The sequence below is a fragment of the Dyadobacter sp. AC419 genome (genome assembly GCF_979253085.1).
In genome coordinates this window covers 144,231-163,450 of the sequence record NZ_CEEDCD010000004.1, presented here as the reverse complement: position 1 = coordinate 163,450, position 19,220 = coordinate 144,231, and the positions used below count along the sequence as shown (strand labels likewise).

The window sequence follows — 19,220 nt, the reverse complement described above, 5'->3', positions numbered from 1 at the left end:
TTACGTACTTCGTTCAGTTGAAGCCGATATTAACACGAGCCTCTCATTGTCCGTTCTCTAGTTTTCGCATTTATCGTGAAACGCTTTCGCGTTTTTCGTCACCAGCTTCACTGTGTTCACACGGGAATTTGTCACAAACGCTGCGCCAATGTCTTTATTGAGGTGGAAAACATAAGTAAGGTGCCGGGCAACAGATTGGTAATCCGTCTCTTGAATATCGATCCGCACGATTTCGTTAGCATTCTGATTGTCGGCAAAGTAAGCACGGAAACCTTCTTCAATCGTTTCGTAATTGAAGTTGTCAATTTCTTTTGAAATGTTGATAATCAGCACTTTTTTATCCGGTTGCAGTCTGTAAGTCAGCAACTTGGCTCCTACATAACCACTTTTAAAAAGATGCGGCCCAATGTATGACAGACTTTGCAGATCGGGAACATCAGAATCAATGAAAACGAAAGGAATCTTCCGGTTTGTGCATTCTCTGGCAAAATCCTGTGTTTCGGAAATGAAAGACGGCGCGATCAAGATGCCGTGCACATCCATTTCCAGTATTTCCCTTCGCCTTTTGGGCATAAGATTCCTTGCTATTGAGGTCAAAGAAAAATGTGTGGGCCTGAATGCCATATTGTTTGATCTCCGCTTCTGCCCTGCGCACACCGTTCAGCGGCGCTTGCCAAAAATCGGTTTCCTCCGAAACTTCGGGAATGAGAATTGCCAGCGTGATGATTTTCTTCGAAGCGAGGCGGCTGGCCAGGATATTGGGCTGATAATCAAGCTCCTTAATGATGTCGTTGATCCGCTGTTTTGTCTTTTCCGAAACCCCGGTCCTGTTGTGCAGCACGCGGTCGACTGTGGCTGTGGATACATTCGCCCGCCTTGCAACTTCCTTCACATCGAACAAACGCCTTCTTTGATCCAATTAATTGAATGCTATCCGGGTAAATATAAAATATTCAGAAACACTTTGAATTAACTACGAAACATTCGTAGATTTACGAAAACCTCGTAGAAATGGAAAAATTGACGCAACAAGAAGAAGAAGCGATGCAGGCGATCTGGAAGACGGGCGAAGGCAGCGTGAAGTCTTTTATGGCTGCATTCACCGGCGCGACTCCGCCTTACACCACGCTTGCATCAACGGTTAAGAACCTGGAAAAGAAGGGATTCGTGCAAGGCAGGCTTATTGGAAATGCTTATTTATACGCGCCATTAATAACGGAAGAGGCTTACAAGCAAAAGTTTATCGGCAATGTAGTTAAGGATTATTTTGAGGATTCATACAAGGAACTCGTCAGCTTTTTTGTAGAGAAAAACAAGATTTCAGCTGATGAATTGAAGGAGATCATTGGATTAATAGAAGGTAAAAAATAGTCGGTGCTAAACTTGCTTCACCATGACCGAATTGCCAGAATATCTCATAAAGCTCACCGTCGGACTGGCGGTTACGAGCCTGTTTTATTATGCAGCCCTGCGCCGCCACACTTTCTACAACTGGAACCGCTGGTATTTGCTGCTGTATTCGATGCTTTCGTTCTGCATTCCTTTTATCGACGTCGATCAACTCTTTGGTCAACAGGACATTGCAGAAAACGACTGGGTTATGCAGGTTCCGCAAGTGACACATTACATTCAAGTGACAGCTGCGGAAATGCCGGTCGCCATGCCCGCGCAGGAAGAGCCTGTTAACTGGCTTCTGATCATTCTTATGTGCGGGATTATCGCGATGACTGCGCGTTTCTGTCTGCATTTCTATTTTTATATCCGGATAAAACAGAAGGCGCGGCTCGTGTCAGAGGACCATGTGAAACTATATCATATGGATCGCGAGATCGGTCCGTTTTCCTTTGGCAATTCCATTTTTGTCAATCCTGCCATGCATAAGGACGATGAACTGGAAAAGATCATGCTGCATGAATATGTGCATGTGCAGCAAAAACACACTTTTGACAACATTTGGGCCGAGATTCTTTGTATCGTAAACTGGTATAATCCTTTCGCGTGGCTAATTCGATATGCGATCCGGCAAAACCTGGAATACATTGCGGATGATCAGGTTTTAAAGCGAAATGTTGATGCGAAACAATATCAATATCTGCTTTTAAAGGTCACCGGCGTGCCTGCACACCGTTTGACAAATCAGTTCAATTTCGCCTCCTTAAAACAGCGGATCATTATGATGAACAAAGCGAGGACGCCGAAAATTTATCTGACACAGTTTCTGTTTATCGTTCCGCTGGCCGTTGTCATGCTCGTCGCATTCCGACCTGACATTGAACCTAAACAGATTCGCGAAAAGCTTCTTGTTCTTGACTACCGGGTTAAAAATGATACGCTTCAAAATGCAGCTCAAGACCAAAGATGAGTTTGGTTATTGTGCCGGAATGTTGCTGGACGCTGTGACAAACAAGCCGCTGCAAGATTTCCCCGTTGAACTCATCATCAATGAAAAGGTTGTCAAAACTCTTCATACGGATCAGGATGGCTATTATTACAGTAAGATCGGCGTCAAACCGGAATCTGAGGATTTTCTGATGTACTCGCTCCGGCTTGCCCACTCCGATTATATGAATTATCTAGTCAGAGTTACTCGGCGCAATACAGCGTCGGCTATGGCCGACTTTCCGTGCAGTTTGTCCCGCCAAAACGGGACTCGACGGTCAGAAGCTATTACTATGGTCCCAAAACCAAGTTTTATGCTAAAAATGCGGACTCACGCACTGTCAGCAAAGAAGTGAAAGAATATTTGACGCAGCATGCAAACGCCTACGTAGCCGAAGTCGACCTGATAAAAGATTTCAAAAAGGAACATTATTTCATGAAGAATGTGCTGACCAAATTCAGAAACGGCTATTTCGACAGACAGAAAGAATTGGTTGGTTATGAAGGATACGGAATTATATCTGGATGGAAAAAGGGCAACACATACGGAAATTAATGAGGCATTCAGATCATCGCCTTATCTGCTGGATGATACAAGGATCAGCAAGGAATTCGGACAGGACCGATTCTATGCAAAGTTGAAATACGTTACATTTCCGCTCTACAAGGATGCGCCGCCGGCAAATTTGCTTTCAGGAAATGTTGAAGTGAAAGATGCTTCTGAATTTGAGCTTTCGGAGCTCGATAAAGATGCGTATTTTCTGGATGGCTTTCGGCAGGTGTATGGCATCGGCAGCAACATTAAGCCATTGAAAAGCGAAATTAAGAAAGTTGTGTTGTTCAAAGGAAAGCTGGCGCGTTACTACGATCCGAAGCTTTCGAGAGTCTGGTGGATGAGACCAGGCCGGAGAATGAAGTATTCGGCCGGCCTGATCTTGCAAAAATCGAAAATTAACCAAGCTCCGGCTCAGGCCCGTGCAAAGCTGCATTGCTTGCCACAGCATTGATTTTCACGGGCTTGCCTTCTTTGGCAGATTGATAAATGGCTTCCATAATGATGTGGTCCTGAAGTCCCTCCTCTCCTGGTGTGAACGGTTTTTTGTTATTGATTACACAATCTGAGAAATGGTCCATTTCTGTTGCAAACTGGTTTTTCTCAGCAATCCCGATCTTTTCATTAAGCTCCATCATGCCGTCCGCCTTGGCGCGGGTTAACTCCTGTCCCTCATAAGCATAGGCTTTGTCCATATTGAGCCAGCCTTTTTCACACAAAACGCGATAACGGCGGCTTTCATGCACATCATAATTACTTGTGCAACTGGCGATTACGCCGCTCGGAAAACGCATTTGCCACGACACAAACTCTTCCACTTCCTTAAAAAGCGGATCACCCGGTGTGCTGTATTGATATGCAAAAACTTCGGTTGGTTCTTCACCCAAAACAAACCGCGTCGTGTTCAGACAATAAAGCCCGATATCGGGCAGAACGCCGCCACCGGCCAGTTTCAATTTATGGCGCCAATGCTCCGGATTCGCTGTGCTCTGACAGTTGGACGCTTCCACAACCTTCGTCACACCAAATTCTTTTGACTGTAAAATCTCACGCAGTTTGCGGTTGTGCGGCTGATACTGGATCCGGTAAGCGACCATCAATTTCACATTCGCTTTGTTGCAGGCAGCGATCATATCCAGGCATTCCGCAGCTGTGTTGGCCATTGGTTTTTCACAAAGGATATGCTTTCCGGCATTTGCTCCGCGCACAACATATTCCCTATGCAGTCCATTAGGCAGCACAATATAAATGACATCAACCTCCTTATTATTTTTCAGTTGATCATATGTTTCATAGCTGTAACAGTTCTCCGTTTTGACTCCATACTGCGCTGCAACCTTTTTCATTTTGTCGGGACTTCCGCTCACAAGTGCCGTCAGTTTCGATCTTTTGCACATTCCTAACGCCGGTAGAATTTCTTCCAGAGACAAATGACCTAAACCAACTACCGCATAACCAACGCGGGAATCAGGCGGCAGCGGTGTCGGAACGGGCCCCGATTGCTGGTCATATTCCGACTTCCACTTTTCCAGGACGACCGGATCTTCGGGTTTTGCAGGCACGCGAGCGGTCGGTGAAATTGCTTTTTTTGTTGTTTGTGCAAAAGCGTTCTGCGAACCTTTCAGAACCAGTCCGCTCATCGCACCGATTGCAGCATATCTCCCTGTTAATGATAAAAATCCTTTGCGTGAAATCGGTGACTGGACTCCTTTCTCGTCCGTTTCCGGCAGTGGCTTAATGCGTAGTTTCTCTTCCATTATGCAGTTTGTTGATGATTGTATAAATCAATCTTGGCAATTATCGTACCGCTCATTTTAGGTAAAATCTTGGGTTATGGCATTTGCAGTGGTCAAAAAGAGAAATAATGGCTTTATATTTAAATCACGCGAATCACAGGCACATTGGCATGTGAGCGAATGTCAGGCTACAAAAACTTACACAATGAAAAATAGCATATTCTCCCTATTGCTTATCCCGCTTGTTCTGGTGAGCATTTTGGCGTATCAATTCCATTTTTTTGATTTTGATAAAAAACAGGAAAACACGTCAAGCAGCATCGCCGTATGCGGACCGCTGCCCGATGCCAAAGTGGTTGCTGCTGCAAATGGAAAGTTCATTTCCGTGCTGCCCGGCTGGGAAAATATCGCGTATCCCGTTTCGACAAAAAATGACAGCGCTCAGCTTTACTTTAACCAGGGCCTGACGATGTATTACAGTTATCACATGAAAGAATCTCTGGCGTCATTTCAAGAGGCGGCTCGGCTCGATCCGGAATGTGCAATGGCTTTTTGGGGGCAGGCTTTGGCAATGGGGCCTTATTATAACAGTGCGCATTTGTATACAAAGCCGCAGTCTATCCCACTGGTTTTAAGCCAGATGAATACACTAGCTTCAACTGCAAGCCCGAAAGAAAAGCAGCTGATCGCCGTGATGAACCAGCGCTATTCTTCTGATGCTTCGGACGCGGACCGGAAACAGCTAAATGTCGCTTATGCAGAAAAGACGCGCGAGCTAATCAGTCAATTCCCTAATGATCAAGAAATTAAAATGCTTTTCGTAGATGCGGTTATGCTGATTCATGCCTGGGATTTCTGGAACAATGACGGAACACCAAAGGCATGGACGAACGAGGTTATCGCGCTAAGCGAGCAGGTTTTGAAAGAAAACCCAAACCATCCGGCGGCATTGCATTATCACATTCACCTCACCGAGGCGTCCCGGAATCCGGAGGTGGCGCTTCCTAATGCGGACAAATTGCGTGATCAGCTGCCGGGTGTGGCGCATATGGTGCATATGTCGAGCCACGAATACGAGCGCAATGGCTTTTTTCTGAAAGGCGTGGACGTGAATGACCGGGCGGATGCTGCGTTGCATCAATATGATTCGCTGGCTAAAAATCTTGGTTTGGTAAAGCATAGCCCGCATTATTTTGCGGTTCAAACTTATTGCGCCATGAGCGCCGGGCTTTACAAAACAGGCATGTTTGCGGCCAATCGGTTGAGGAAAACGGTTTCCCCGGTTTATGAAAATCCCTACGATCAATATCTGTTTATGCTGCCTGAGCTGACATTGGTAAGGCTTGGAAAATGGCAGGAAATATTAAATGATACGACCAAATTGGATCCAAAATGGACTTATGCAGTGCTTCTACGCAATTTCGTAAAAGGCGTCGCGTATGTCAACACGGGCGCTGGCGATAAGGCAAAACTGGAACTGGCTTCGCTTATGGAAAAATCAAAAGATCCGATCCTGACCAAAAGACGCATTCCGTTCAACGCATTTACGCCCATTGCCAGCATTGCAGCAGATATCCTGACCGCCGCCATTGCGTTTAACGACAAAAAATATGATCAGGCCGTTGCCAGTTTAAATAAAGCAATTGAAACCGAGGACGGGCTGATCTATACGGAGCCAAATGACTGGCCCATTCCGGCACGGCAATTCCTCGGCGCTTATCTTTTGAAAATGAACAAACCGGTTGACGCAGAAAAGGTTTATCGCGAAGACCTGACTTGGAATCCAGGCAATGGCTGGTCGACAATTGGTTTATATCAAAGTTTGAAAGCGCAAAAGAAAACGGGAGAACTGGCAGGCATTGAAACAAAATATAAACAGTCATTCGCAGCCGCTGAGCGCATTCCAAGAGGTTCAGTTTATCTGCGTTAAGGTTTTATGCGCTGCTAATTGACCAATTTTTGCGCTTTATATTCAGATAACACGGCTTTTGTATGCTGGAGCGTAAGGCTGGGTTTGATCAAATCTTTGGAAAAAGGAATCAGCTCCGCTCCCGCACGAACCCGGTTAGGCCAGTCAGGATTCGCAATCGCCGCAACTCCGATTGAAATCAAATCAGCCTGATCGCTCGCAATAAGCGATTCTGCGAAGCTAATGTCGTGCAAACCGCCATTTGCAATGATCGGGACTTGGGTTAGCTTTTCGCAATTCCCGTTGAAGAAAGTCCGTCGGCATACAGGCTTTCCCGCTTCCAGGAGCCACCTTCTGAGGCAATGTGAAGATAACTTGGATTGATTTCGCTGAGCACTTCAAAAATTTCAGTCGCTGTTTTTGGAGCCGCCCGGCCATCTGTATGGCAAATCATTCACCTTACTTTCGGAAAGGCGGATTCCGATGATGAAATTCTGGGGCAGATCGTGACGCATCGCTTCAAAAACTTCCATCAGAAAGCGCAGCCGGTTGCGCGTGTTTCCGCCATATTGATCTGTCCGCAAGTTGGTGTGCTCCGTAGTAAACTGGTCAAACAAATAACCATTCGCCGCATGGATCTCCACCCCATCGAAACCGGCTTCATAGGAAAGTGTCGCTGCGTTTACATATCCGTTTTTTACAATTTCAAAATCAGCTTCCGTCATCGTTCTTGGCAGAGGAAAAGGCCCCGTGAGTCCGCCAGGCTCGGTTGAGCGGAAACCAAGGGGCTGCACTGCGGATGGCGCAATGTTGTTTTCATGCAATTGTGCAAGTGCGCCTCCGTGCATGAGCTGGGCTATAAAGATGCTGTCAAACCGATGCACTTTTTCGGTCACTGCCTTCCAGCCAGCAACCTGCGCCTCATTCGTAATCCCCGGCTGACTCACATCCGCCTGACTGTGAACATTATCCGTATAAATGCCCTCTGAAATGATCATTCCAAAGCCCCCTGCGGCGAATGATGCGTAGTAATCTGCCATTTCGGGAGTAGGAACGCCTTCGGGAGTCGCACTGCGCCGGGTCATCGGCGCGACGACGAGGCGATTTTGCAGGTTTCGGCCATGCAATTGTGTTGTATCAAAAATGCTGCTGTTTAGCGTTTCCATAACTTGTGTTTTTTTACAAATGTATGGAGCGCGGTTGCCTCGAGGGCGTTTAACTAATTTAAGATTAAGCGTTAAATTAGTTTAATGTACGGACAGGGAAAGGCTCTTGCGGATCTGGCTTAAAAAGACGGGCGTGATTCCAAGATACGAAGCAATATATTTTTGCGGCATGCGCTGTTCGAGATTCGGATACTTGGCAATCAGCGCTTCATAACGCTCCGCTCCCGACATTGAAATGGAATTAAGAATGCGCTCATTCTGCGCAATGCCCGATTTTTCGTCCATAATGCGCCAATATCGCTCAAAAACAGGAATGTCAATATAAAGCTGATCGAGGCTGGCCTTGTCTATTTGCAACAATGTCGAAGGCTCCATCGCCACAATGTTCCGCGTAGCCGGAACGCGCAGAAGAAAGCTCGTCGAATCTGTAATCCACCAATCTTCAAACGCAAAATGCAATGTATGGTCATTGCCCTTTTTCATCCATATAAAACGACCTCAAAAAGCCTTTGCAAACATAACTTTCATGGTTACAAACATCTCCCTGCTGCACCAGATACTGACGCGGAAGCAAATGCCGCACCGTAAGCAAAGAACAAAAATGCCGCTGCTCCTCCTCCGTAAGCGCAACGCGCTGCAACGCGTGGCGGAGGATTTGTTGGTAGAGTTCTTGTGTTTTTTCCAAGTTAGGGCAGCTTGTAATTCTTTGACGCATCGTCCAGCACCAGGACCCAGTCTTGACCGTAGCCTGAGGTTGGGGGTGTGTATTTTTTGACTGATTTGTTGTCGCCTTTTCCGATCTCTTTGGTTTTGCCATTTTTCGGATCGAACCAGAATGCGTTGATCTGATCGCCTGAGATTTTGCCTGGATTTACGGAAAATGGTTTTCCGGTTGCGCTGTAAATGAAAATGTAATCATTGCCTCGCGTCGCCTGGATGCGGTCGTGTGAGCCGAGGTCATTTTCAATAATCACGGACTGATCGGGAACGCGGTCGGTGATTGGCCGTGATTCGACGAGTTTTCTTAAAAATTTCATTTCGTTCGCTCCGGGCAAATCCAGCGCCTGCTGCCAAAAAATGTGCGGACCATTAACGGCTTCGCGATTGGGCGAATACATTTGCCAAATGTCGTGACAGCCATAAGTATGACCAAATGCGCCTGCAAAAAGGTCGAGATAAGCTGATTTCCGGACATCATAAGCGTTTGAAGTGCCCAGCTCATTGACGTTGAAACAAACAGGATGATCTTCATAAATGGGCTCGCCATCCAGCACGGGCTTGGTTGGCTGGCGATCGTAAGCACCTTTAATGTTGTCATAAACCGATGCGTCGCGGCAATGTCCGGTTTGGAACATATTGAAATCAAGCCAGTTATCATTGTGAAACCATTCGCCCGAACCTTCCTTATTGGGCTGCGGATGGAATGACATCATTGCATTATCATTGCCGCCCACACCAGCAACAACGCCAGCTGCCATCGCTCGCCAGACGCCAACATCATCAACATCTTTTCTGGGCGTGCGGTCACCGCCAAGCACCCAAATGACGTTTTTACGATTTTTGTAGCGGTTACCAAGCCATTTTCCATAAGCCTCCGCATTGCTTTTATTAAACACTTCCGGCCCTTTTCCCCAAGTTGATTTAAACACTTTATCGCCCCAGGTTGGCAGGAAAGCAATGGTTAGCCCCAGTTCGGCAGCTTTATCAATAATAAAATCTACATGTTTGAAATAGGCATCATTGGGTTTGGTCGGATCATTATCAATCAGCGGTTTATCGCCATACGGATTTGGCACATTAAGCCCGTCAAATTCGGCCAATGCAACTGCTTGAATAACGGTAAAGCCTTGTGCAGCACGTTTTTGCAAATAATAAGTGGCGTCTTCGCGATCGAGCCGGTGAAACAATTCCCACGCCGTGTCGCCAAGCCAGAAAAAAGGTTTGCCATCTTTCATCAAAAAACGCTTATTGGAACTCACCGAATACGACTGCGCAATCGATGCAAATCCAAGTAATAACAACAGAAGAGAGAGAAGAATGCTGCGACATTTCACCATAATTTCAAACAATTTGTTCATTTAATGATACAAATGTAAATATATGGAAGCGGCAGAGAATGAAAGAATAAAAAATCAGTTTCCGCGCAATGCAATGCTGATCAGCTCGGCCGTGTTTTTCACATTGGCTTTTTTCATGATGCTCGCACGCTGATTAGCAACCGTATTGGAGCTGATATCAAATTTTTCGGCAATGTCCTTACTGCTCATGCCTTCGGTGAGACATTTTAAAATCTGCTGTTCGCGCGGCGTGATCATTTTCCAGATGGACTTATCGGCACTCTCTTCAACCTCAACTTTCGGCTCAGGAATACGTGCAATTTGTTTTAACAAACTCTTGATAATGACCGACGAAGCATAGGGTGGAAAGTAAAGCTCGCCTTTGGCAATGCTGCGAATGGCCTTCAACATTTCGTCGCGGCTGGTGTCTTTTTGAAGATAACCTGCGGCACCATTCGAAGCGGCCGAGATCATATATTCTGCATTGTTATGCATGCTGAAAACCAAAATTTTCACTTCGGGAAAGTTAGGAACGATCTGTCTGATCACCTCGATTCCGGACATTTTGGGCATGGTCAGATCCAGCAAAATCACGTCCGGATCAACGCTTTCGACCATATCAAAAACTTCGTCGCCATCTGCTGCTTCGCCTGCGATCAATAGGTCCTCCTCATCTTCAAGAAGGGTTATAATCCCTTGTCTTACAACTGAATGGTCATCGACGACTAAGATTCGGATCGGCATGAAGGCGTATTTTTTAGCATTAAAAATTATAGATCAACCCGGACGATCAGGTTTGTTCCGCTGTCGACTTTGGAGACGATTTCCATTTCGCCGTTCAGCAGCTGCGTCCTAGTACGGATGTTTTCCATGCCATTTCTGGTGAGAAAAATTCCGTCTTCTGATTTCAAATTACTAATTAAAAATCCTTTTCCGTCATCCGAAATTTCCAAAATCAGCTGATTCTTATTATGTTCCAATTTAATCTTGATCTTATCCGCATTGGCATGCTTAACCGCATTATTAAGGGCTTCCTGCGCAATGCGATAGAGCCCGATTTCCATGGGTCGGCTCATTTCAACACGCTTATTAACATCACCATCAAAAGCAACTTTTATCCCAGAAACCTCGGCGGTTTGCTCGCAAAGCAGCCTTAATGCTGCATTTAAGCCAAAATCGCTGAGCACAGAAGGCATTAAATTGAAAGAAATCTGACGGGTGGTTTGAATGATATCCTGGATAAGAGCAACCAGCTGCTCGAACCTGCGCTGATTTTTCTCATCATGAAATTGAACAGATTTCAACTTTTCAGCGTGCAGTTTTAGGCCGGTAAGCATTTGGCCGATGCCGTCGTGCAATTCCAATGCAAACCGCTTCCGCTCTTCTTCCTGCCCCTCAATAAGTGCCGAAGCACGGATCCGGTCCTCGGCTAATTGCAGCTCATACTTTTCTTCTTCCAAACGCAAAAGCTCATTTTGCGCTTCCAGAAGCTGCTTATTGGCTTCTTTTAATTTTTGATTTGAGAGTTGTAATGCATTTTCCGACTCCGTTAGCATTCTCACCACGCGCCTTGTCGTGTTGACAACCGGCCGGAAAATCAGCAGCCCCTCCGCAAACAAAACCAGAATGGTCATGATATCCAGAATCCACTCGATCCGTTCCAGATTTTCTAGCCGTTGAAAGCTTTCTTTATCAAACTGGAAGACGATCTTGTCCATTTTGGCAAGAAACAAAGGTTCATTTCCCAAAATAGCGCTTAGTGCCTGCTGCTTTGCCGGTGCCTGCGTTGCGGAATCGTTAACCAACGTCAGGTTAAGATAAATGCTGTCAAAAACGGGTGTCAAGTCCAGAAACATGGAGTCGAGCGTTGAGCTTTTCCAGGTTACCAGGCCATTTTCAACCGGTAATTTTTTACTTGCAAGATTCTCGTGGCTTTCCTTCCAAATCTTCAATAGCGTACCAAACTGAACCGAATCCCTATGACTAATTTCATTGACATTCAGGATCGCAAGCTTGGTCAATCGCTGGCTTAGCATGCGCTGTCTGCCGGCCACATTCACCATCCGGCTGTCGTGGTTGAGGTTGTTGATTGTCCTTCTGATCAGGAACAAACCGCTGATTGTCAGCATCGCCACTACGCATAATGCAACAATGTAAAACCGTGTCAGACTGCTTGCTACGCTCTTATCGAGTCTCTCCATTCGCTCATATTCCGATGTAAACGAGGTTTTCTTTCACCATCACCGGAAAGGTATTGATTTTATAGGAATCATCATTCAGGCACTGCCCGCTTTGCAATGAAAAGGTTTTTTTGTGAAAAGGGCAAGCCACTTTCGGCTCTCCTTCATGGCTGCCGATCATCCCGCGCGACACGGCCATCTGCTGGCGATGCGGACATTGATTATCAGTTGCATACCATTCGCCGCGGCGGGCAAAGTTGAAGATCGCGATCTGTTTCCCATCAATCAGCGCGCAGCCGCCGCCATCTTCAGGGATATCACTAACATGGCAAGCGATGTGCCAAGTGACTGCATTTTGTGTTTGTGTTGTTGTCTCCATTTGGGATTTTTGTTGGCGTTTTTCATTTTCGAGCCGGGTCACCGGCGACAGATGCTTCGCCCAGGATTTTAATCCTGGGAAAGAAAGCTGGCTGGATTCCAAGGCTTTGGCTTTGTTTTTTTTCTCTGATCTTAATCTTTCGCTTGGGTTAAGTTGTTCTGCTCTCCCCAGGGTTAAAAACCTGGGTTATGGTATCGGCCGCCGCTACGCGGCTTACTTGTTACTTCTTGGAAAGATGCCCAGCCGGGTCACCGGCGACTGATACTTCGCCCAGGATTTCAATCCTGGGAAAGAAAGCTGGCTGCAAGAGCCTTGGCTTTGATTAATTGATCGATTAATTGGTTTGTTTCTTTTTTTTTCATTTCAATCTTTCTCCTGAACTCAATCTCTCTTCTCTTTTCCCCAGGTTGAAACCTGGGGCCATAAGATCGGCCGCCGCTACGCGGCTTACTTGTTACTTCTTGGAAAGGAGCCCAGCCGGGTCACCGGCGACCGATTCCATTCCCCAGGGTTTTTAACCCTGGGGAAAAACCTCAGCCCGAGCTCACTAAGCCCACTCCTTAGCTCTCTTTTGATCCCTCATATCTTCAAAAGTGACAGTCGGATCCTTCACAGGTGCGTTCACAAAGTGCGAGAAGCGTTTTCTCAGCTCTGGACTTTGCACCACTTCTTTCCATTCGCATTGATATACATCGATCAGCTTTTGCATATCATGTTCCAACTCCACAGCGATGCCTAAAACGTCATCCACAACAACCGCTTTCAGGTAAGACATGCCGCCTTCCATTTTGTTGAGCCATGTTGCAGTCCTTGTCGAGCGGGTCGGCTGTTTTGATATAAAACATTAAAAACCGGTCGATCAGCTTTAAGCAAGTTTCCTTGTCCACGTCTGTTGCGAGCAGTTGCGCATGCTGTGGTTTGGAGCCTCCGTTTCCGCAGACGTACAAATTCCAGCCTTTTTCTGTTGCTATGATGCCAAAATCCTTGCTTTGCGCCTCCGCACATTCCCGCACGCAGCCCGAAACCGCCGATTTCAGCTTATGCGGTGATCGCAAACCTTTGTAACGATCCTCGACTTCAATCGCGAATGTTACCGAATCCTGAACGCCAAACCGGCACCAGGTTGATCCTACGCAGCTTTTCACCGTTCGCAATGATTTTCCATAAGCATGACCGCTTTCAAAACCAGCATTAATAAGTTGTTCCCAGATATCGGGCAAGTCGTTCAAATGCGCTCCGAACAAGTCAATGCGCTGGCCGCCCGTGATTTTGGTATACAAACCATATTGCTGCGCCACCTGACCAATGATGATCAGCTTTTCAGGCGTGATTTCACCGCCCGGAATTCTTGGCACCACCGAGTAAGTGCCACCTTTCTGAATGTTGGCCAAGTAACGGTCATTGGAATCCTGGATCGTTGCGCGGTCATTTTGCAAAATGTTTTCATTCCACAAACTGGCTAATAATGAGGCAACCAATGGCTTACAAACCTCGCAGCCATCGCCTTTCCCGAACTCATCCAGCACAGCGCCGTAAGTTTTGGCACCATTCATTTTCACCAGATCCAGCAGTTCCTGTCTTGAATAATCAAAATGCTCGCAAACCACATTCCTTACGTAAATGCCATTCTGCTTCATTACGCCTGAAATGATATCTTTCACCATCGGCACACAGCCGCCGCAACCCGTTCCGGCCTTGCAGGACTTTTTCAAAGCATCCATCGTGTGATTGCCTTTTTCGCTCACTTCATGGCAGATCATGCCTTTGGTAACCGCCTCGCACGAGCATATCAGCGCGTCGTCCGGGAAGCTCATGACTCCTGCGCCTGCCTCTTCTCCCCCGCGCGATCCCAGAATCAGATCCTCTGAATCAGGCGGCAGAATGGTTTTGCTTTTACAGGTTTGCAAAAGCATATTATATTGTTCCGCATCGCCGACAAGAATCCCGCCGAGCAGCGTTTTGCCGTCCTGGCTCACATTAATCCTTTTGTAAACGCCCTTCGCTTTATTCTCGTAACGGATCGTCTTGCACGCTGGCTCTTCAATAAACGGATCACCAAAACTCGCCACATCCGTTCCGATCAGCTTCAATTTTGTGGACATATCAAAAGGCATAAATTCCTTTTCACCACCCAAAAGCAACGTCGCCACCACTTCCGCCATTTCGTAACCAGGGGCAATGAGTCCGTAAATCATATGATGTGCCAGCGCACATTCTCCGATTGCGAAAATGTTCGGATCAGAAGTTTGAAGCTGATTATTGACCACAATCCCACCCCGTGGATGCGTTTCAAGTCCTGCAATTTTGGCGAGCTCGTCACGCGGGCGAATGCCTGCCGAAATGACCAGCATATCCACATCCAGCAAGCTGTTATCATTAAACTGCATCCCCTCAATGCAATCGCCCCCCACAATTTCCTGGGTGCTTTTGGCCAGATGTATTTGTAATCCCAATGATTCCAATTGACTTTGCAAAATGCGCGAGCCCGCTTCATCAATCTGCCGAGGCATTAATCTGGAAGCAAATTCAACCACGTGCGCTTCCTGCAAACCAAGGTCCAACAATGCTTTTGCCGCCTCTAAACCAAGCAACCCGCCGCCTAGCACTGCGCCCTTTTTGCTTTCCGTGCATAGGACTGGATGAGCTCTAGATCCTCAATGGTGCGGTACACGAAAACCCCATCCTTTTCAACGCCAGGAATTGCAGGCACAAACGCTCCCGACCCTGTCGCCATGATCAGATAGTCATAGTATACTATATGACCATGATGAGATCTTACCAGCTTTTCTTCGCGATCAATGTCCACGACCGGATCGGAAAGGAACAGCCTGATCCCGTTGTCAGCATACCATTCGGGACTGGCCAATGTGAGATCGTCAGCCGTTTTACCAGAAAAATATTCGCTTAAATGTACCCTGTCGTAAGCCACACGAGGTTCTTCTCCGAATACAGTAAGGGTAATTTGCTGATCACTTTTTTTCTTAGCGAGCAACTTTTCACAGAATTTGTAGCCTACCATACCATTGCCTATCACAACAATATGGGTGTTTGATATAGTATTCATAGTAAATAGTAACTATTAATTTGTGAAAACATTATTATTTCGTAGCATTATTTCAATATTTCAGCAGAGTTTGCTACTTTTTGATAGAACAAACATAAATCGCATTTTATGCATTTCCTAATTTTATATTTGCATTTATAGCCAAATACAAACATAAATATTGGTAAAAGCATTGTTTTATAAAATATTGCTTCTAATTTTGAACCAATAAATGATATAGTTACAAAATACTATATATAGTACATTTCTAATATTCACTCTATTATATATATATAAGAGATGGAAGCAAAACTGACACTTGTGGGCGCCGGACCAGGCAACGGAGAGCTAATCACTTTGAAAGGCATCAGGGCAATCAAAGAGGCGGACGTGATCCTTTACGATGAACTGGCCAACGTGGAGATCCTGGATTTCGCTTCCGCCCATGCATTGAAAATGTATGTTGGAAAAAAAGTTGGAAATCCATCTTTCTCGCAGGATGAGATCAACGGACTCATCGTGCGCCTGGCCCGCAAACGCGGACATGTGGTGCGGTTGAAAGGCGGCGACTCATTTGTATTCGGCCGCGGACATGAGGAAATGGAATATGCCGGGAACATGGCGTGGCCTGCGAAGTGGTGCCCGGCGTTTCCAGTTGCATTGCCGTTCCGGCTTCCATGGAAATTCCGGTGACACGGCGCGGTGTGAGCGAGAGCTTCTGGGTAATTACCGGCACCACGCAAAATGGCGAGCTATCAGAAGATCTGCGACTTGCAGCTCAATCAAAAGCGACGGTGATCGTTTTGATGGGATTGAGTAAAGTCAATGAAATATGTGCACTATACAAACACTTCGGGCGCGGACATTTGCCGATGGCGGTGATCCAGAACGGCACGCGCCCTGATGAAAAAAGCGTGATGGGACAGGTTTGGGAAATCCCGCGCCTCGTGAAAGAGAATAACATTGGCACGCCCGCCATCATGATCATGGGCGATGTGGTGGCTTTGCATCCGTCCTACGCGATGGAATACTTGCAAAGCATGCAATTGGTTTCCTGAAATTTCAGCTTACTCAACTAATCTTTCAGCTCCGTGAACGACGAAATCTCTACCTCCTAATGCTGGTTGCGGCTGGCTTCTGCCTGCTCGATTCCCGGAATGCAATTGCGCAGTTCAGCCTTTTTGCGGCCAGTTGCGGACGCGCTCAGAACTGCTGCACGGCCAGGGTTACCGCCGGGTTGTCGAAATCAGACAAGCCTGCGTTTTTTACATCGCAGCGCACAAGGCTTAATGCAGGTTACAAAGGTTACAGAACGCAGTTTTTTGTGGCCGTTCAGGATGTAAGGGTCTGGGGACAAGATGCTTCCACCAACAACCGCATCACGAATCCGGCGCTGAATGGCTTAATGTTGCACGAGGCCTGGGGTGAAATCAGTTTGCTGGATACGAACCAAACGAAGCTGGGAAAGGAATCTGCATTGAAGATTGGGCGACAGGAGTTGCTTTACGATGACAGCCGCCTCCTCGGAAACCTGGACTGGCTGCTTCAACAGGCAAGACGCCACGACGCAGCATTACTAAAATACGGAAACAACGGATTCACAGCACACATCGGCGTTGCGTATAACCAAAACCGTGAGCTTCGGACCGGCACATTGTACGACGGCATTCCCAATGGTTATGCAGCGGGAACCAACGGCATCGGCACCATGTACAAATCCATGCAGTTTGCTTATTTGGGAAAGAAACTAACTCAGGGAAATGTCTCTTTTCTGATCCTTAAAGATGATTTTCAAAAATATGCCGTAGATTCAGCTGGTGTGAGATCTGTGAAAAATGGAACGAACAAGCGTGTTACTTTCGGGCCCTATCTGCAAACCAAACTTGGAAAAGCCTGGAATCTGACGGCCAGCGCCTACTATCAGGCAGGCAAAGACAAGGATGGTAAATCGCTGAATGCTTACATGTATTCGGTGCGCGGTTTGTTCACGGCAACTCCGCGCTTCACCATCGGGCCGGGCTTTGATTATACCTCCGGCACGAACAATGGCTCGCGCAAAAACAGCACATTTGATCCGTTATATGGCACGCCGCACAAGTTTTGGGGCCAGATGGATTACTTCTATGCCGCCAATGGTTTCGGCAAAGGCGGACTCGCTGATTTTTACATCAATAGTGTGATTAAAGCGTCCGAAAAGCTGTCCATAGCCGTGGATTTACACCAGTTTTCCCAGCGCAGCAACGATCCGCAACACCAAAGACGAGAAGCTTTCGGCCAATTTCGGCGAAGAGCTTGATATCATTGCCACCTACAATTTGACAAAAACCATCAGCTTCCAGGGCGGTTACTGCACATTCCTTCCAACCAACAGTCTGGCGCAAGTGAAAGCGGTTAAGGACCCGCAAAAAATGGCCAACTGGGCATACCTGATGATCAATATCAAGCCTGACTTTTTGAAATAAATATTACCCAAAGCATCATATCAAAACTCTTATTACTATGGAAACGACCAATAAGCCGCTTGAAAAGTTGAACATTTTCAGTTTCAAAGGCGTACAAATGCGCACGTTCCACCTCACGTGGATGGCCTTTTTCCTGTGCTTTTTCGGCTGGTTCGGACTGGCACCATTGATGACTGTTGTGAAAACGGACCTGGGTTTGACCAAGGGCCAGATCGGTAACATTATCATTGCGTCCGTTGCCGCAACCGTCGTGGCGCGCATCGCAATCGGGAAATTATGCGACTCCTGGGGACCGAGAAAAACCTACGCTGCATTGATGGGCATCTGCTCCATTCCGGTGATGACGGTTGGCTTAGTGCACTCTTATGAAGGTTTTTTGCTGTTTCGCCTGGCAATCGGCGTGATCGGTGCGTCCTTTGTGATCACACAATATCATACATCGGTCATGTTCGACAAAAAGATCGTGGGCACGGCCAATGCGGTCGCTGGCGGCTGGGGAAACCTGGGAGGCGGGATCACGAACATGGTGATGCCATTGGTTTTCGCAGGAATCGTGGGCATGGGTTACCTGCCTGAATCGGCTTGGCGAATCGCCATGATCTTCCCGGGTGTGTCCCTTTCATCTTTGCATTCGTTTATTACCGTTTTACCAAAGACACGCCTGCCGGAAATTTTGAAGAGCTTGAAATTACGAACGCAAAAGCAGTTAAGACGAAAGGAACGCTCAAACTGGCAATGAAAGATCCAAGAACCTGGGCACTTTTCCTGGCATATGGAGCCTGTTTTGGCATAGAGATCACCTTTGACAATGTCGCTGCACTCTACTTTTTTGAAAACTTCGAAACCTCGCTTGCGACCGCAGGGATTCTGGCCGGAACATTCGGCTTTATGAACATTTTCGCAAGAGCAGTCGGCGGAATTGTGGCTGACAAAGTGGGTAACAAATACGGAATGATCGGAAAAGGCAAGTTGCTGGCACTTTTGCTCGCTTGTGAGGGAATCGGCATTGCATTGTTTGCCCAAAGCGGAAGCATTGTTGCGGCAGTGGCTACGATGTTGTGTTTTGCGATGTTTTTGAAAATGGCCAATGGGGTTACTTATGCAATTGTGCCTTTTATCAATCCAAAAGCAATCGGTTCTGTGAGTGGCATTGTGGGCGCGGGCGGCAATGTAGGGGCGGTTTTAGCAGGGTTTTTATTCAAATCCAGTGACATCACTTACTCGCAAGCATTCATGTATATCGGCGTCGCCATCGCCTGCATCGCAGCCGTGGTTGCCTTGATCAACTTTGACAAAACAAGAAGCCTAGTTACCGAAGGCGCACTGGAACCAGCCGAGGCTTAAGAGAGCAGCTAC

General features: G+C 46.9%; 16 protein-coding genes and 4 pseudogenes. 9 read left to right on the top strand and 11 right to left on the bottom strand.

Features of this window, described 5'->3' with window-relative positions; all coding sequences use genetic code 11:
* Nucleotides 1–57 precede the first annotated feature (57 nt).
* Together AC0IYG_RS02605 and AC0IYG_RS02600 are read right to left on the bottom strand one after the other, a co-directional pair.
* Nucleotides 58–543: a substrate-binding domain-containing protein gene (locus AC0IYG_RS02605; RefSeq protein ID WP_471709463.1), complete on the bottom strand. Its 486-nt coding sequence runs from the start codon at nt 541–543 to the stop codon at nt 58–60.
* On the bottom strand, nt 443–919 hold the full coding sequence (locus AC0IYG_RS02600; RefSeq protein ID WP_471709462.1) for a LacI family DNA-binding transcriptional regulator: 477 nt from the start codon (nt 917–919) through the stop codon (nt 443–445). The genes AC0IYG_RS02605 and AC0IYG_RS02600 overlap by 101 nt, the downstream gene beginning before the upstream one ends.
* Nucleotides 920–1,011: 92 nt before the next feature.
* On the opposite strand from AC0IYG_RS02600, the gene AC0IYG_RS02595 reads away from it, so the two are divergent.
* The 4 genes from AC0IYG_RS02595 (at nt 1,012) to AC0IYG_RS02580 (ending at nt 3,386) form a co-directional block, all read left to right on the top strand.
* Nucleotides 1,012–1,371 carry a BlaI/MecI/CopY family transcriptional regulator gene (locus AC0IYG_RS02595; RefSeq protein WP_471709461.1) on the top strand — a complete coding sequence of 120 codons (360 nt, stop codon included), beginning with the start codon at nt 1,012–1,014 and terminating at the stop codon, nt 1,369–1,371.
* Nucleotides 1,372–1,393: 22 nt separating this feature from the next.
* The gene (locus tag AC0IYG_RS02590) at nt 1,394–2,362 is read left to right on the top strand and encodes a M56 family metallopeptidase (protein ID WP_471709460.1); all 969 of its coding nucleotides are present in this window, start codon (nt 1,394–1,396) and stop codon (nt 2,360–2,362) included.
* Nucleotides 2,363–2,623: 261 nt separating this feature from the next.
* On the top strand, nt 2,624–2,935 hold the full coding sequence (locus AC0IYG_RS02585; RefSeq protein WP_471709459.1) for a hypothetical protein: 312 nt from the start codon (nt 2,624–2,626) through the stop codon (nt 2,933–2,935).
* Nucleotides 2,880–3,386 (top strand): hypothetical protein, encoded by a 507-nt coding sequence (locus tag AC0IYG_RS02580; protein ID WP_471709458.1) that lies wholly within the window; start codon nt 2,880–2,882, stop codon nt 3,384–3,386. Before AC0IYG_RS02585 ends, AC0IYG_RS02580 begins: the two co-directional genes overlap by 56 nt.
* Here the strand turns inward: AC0IYG_RS02580 and AC0IYG_RS02575 are convergent.
* A complete protein-coding gene (locus AC0IYG_RS02575) occupies nt 3,331–4,689 on the bottom strand; it encodes a Gfo/Idh/MocA family protein (protein WP_471709457.1) in 1,359 nt (452 codons plus the stop codon). The two genes, AC0IYG_RS02580 and AC0IYG_RS02575, sit on opposite strands and share 56 nt — an antisense overlap.
* Before the next feature lie 184 nt (nt 4,690–4,873).
* Here AC0IYG_RS02575 and AC0IYG_RS02570 point away from each other — a divergent pair, with 184 nt between their 5' ends.
* Nucleotides 4,874–6,598, top strand: coding sequence for a tetratricopeptide repeat protein (locus tag AC0IYG_RS02570; RefSeq protein WP_471709456.1), 1,725 nt, complete (start codon nt 4,874–4,876; stop codon nt 6,596–6,598).
* A 14-nt stretch (nt 6,599–6,612) separates the two neighbouring features.
* Here the strand turns inward: AC0IYG_RS02570 and AC0IYG_RS02565 are convergent.
* The 8 genes and pseudogenes from AC0IYG_RS02565 to nirB all read right to left on the bottom strand — a co-directional run bounded on the left by AC0IYG_RS02565 (nt 6,613) and on the right by nirB (nt 15,423).
* Nucleotides 6,613–7,662, bottom strand: a pseudogene (locus AC0IYG_RS02565) (NADH:flavin oxidoreductase).
* Nucleotides 7,663–7,824: 162 nt separating this feature from the next.
* Nucleotides 7,825–8,226 (bottom strand): Crp/Fnr family transcriptional regulator, encoded by a 402-nt coding sequence (locus AC0IYG_RS02560; RefSeq protein ID WP_471709455.1) that lies wholly within the window; start codon nt 8,224–8,226, stop codon nt 7,825–7,827.
* Nucleotides 8,210–8,428 carry a hypothetical protein gene (locus AC0IYG_RS02555; RefSeq protein ID WP_471709454.1) on the bottom strand — a complete coding sequence of 73 codons (219 nt, stop codon included), beginning with the start codon at nt 8,426–8,428 and terminating at the stop codon, nt 8,210–8,212. Before AC0IYG_RS02555 ends, AC0IYG_RS02560 begins: the two co-directional genes overlap by 17 nt.
* Nucleotide 8,429: 1 nt before the next feature.
* Nucleotides 8,430–9,821, bottom strand: coding sequence for a glycoside hydrolase family 140 protein (locus AC0IYG_RS02550; RefSeq protein WP_471709453.1), 1,392 nt, complete (start codon nt 9,819–9,821; stop codon nt 8,430–8,432).
* 54 nt (nt 9,822–9,875) lie between these two features.
* Nucleotides 9,876–10,544 carry a response regulator gene (locus AC0IYG_RS02545; protein ID WP_471709452.1) on the bottom strand — a complete coding sequence of 223 codons (669 nt, stop codon included), beginning with the start codon at nt 10,542–10,544 and terminating at the stop codon, nt 9,876–9,878.
* 26 nt (nt 10,545–10,570) lie between these two features.
* Nucleotides 10,571–12,001, bottom strand: a complete 1,431-nt coding sequence (locus tag AC0IYG_RS02540) for a sensor histidine kinase (RefSeq protein WP_471709451.1) — start codon at nt 11,999–12,001, stop codon at nt 10,571–10,573.
* A gap of 4 nt (nt 12,002–12,005) precedes the next feature.
* Nucleotides 12,006–12,359 (bottom strand): nitrite reductase small subunit NirD, encoded by a 354-nt coding sequence (gene nirD, locus AC0IYG_RS02535; protein ID WP_471709468.1) that lies wholly within the window; start codon nt 12,357–12,359, stop codon nt 12,006–12,008.
* 547 nt (nt 12,360–12,906) lie between these two features.
* Nucleotides 12,907–15,423: pseudogene (nirB, locus tag AC0IYG_RS02530) on the bottom strand (nitrite reductase large subunit NirB).
* A 279-nt stretch (nt 15,424–15,702) separates the two neighbouring features.
* Here nirB and cobA point away from each other — a divergent pair.
* The 4 genes and pseudogenes from cobA (at nt 15,703) to AC0IYG_RS02510 (ending at nt 19,208) form a co-directional block, all read left to right on the top strand.
* A pseudogene (cobA, locus tag AC0IYG_RS02525) lies at nt 15,703–16,460 on the top strand (uroporphyrinogen-III C-methyltransferase).
* A gap of 59 nt (nt 16,461–16,519) precedes the next feature.
* Nucleotides 16,520–17,698 (top strand): alginate export family protein, encoded by a 1,179-nt coding sequence (locus AC0IYG_RS02520; protein ID WP_471709450.1) that lies wholly within the window; start codon nt 16,520–16,522, stop codon nt 17,696–17,698.
* A gap of 19 nt (nt 17,699–17,717) precedes the next feature.
* Nucleotides 17,718–17,864 carry a hypothetical protein gene (locus AC0IYG_RS02515; protein ID WP_471709449.1) on the top strand — a complete coding sequence of 49 codons (147 nt, stop codon included), beginning with the start codon at nt 17,718–17,720 and terminating at the stop codon, nt 17,862–17,864.
* 37 nt (nt 17,865–17,901) lie between these two features.
* Nucleotides 17,902–19,208, top strand: a pseudogene (locus tag AC0IYG_RS02510) (MFS transporter).
* Nucleotides 19,209–19,220 lie beyond the last annotated feature (12 nt).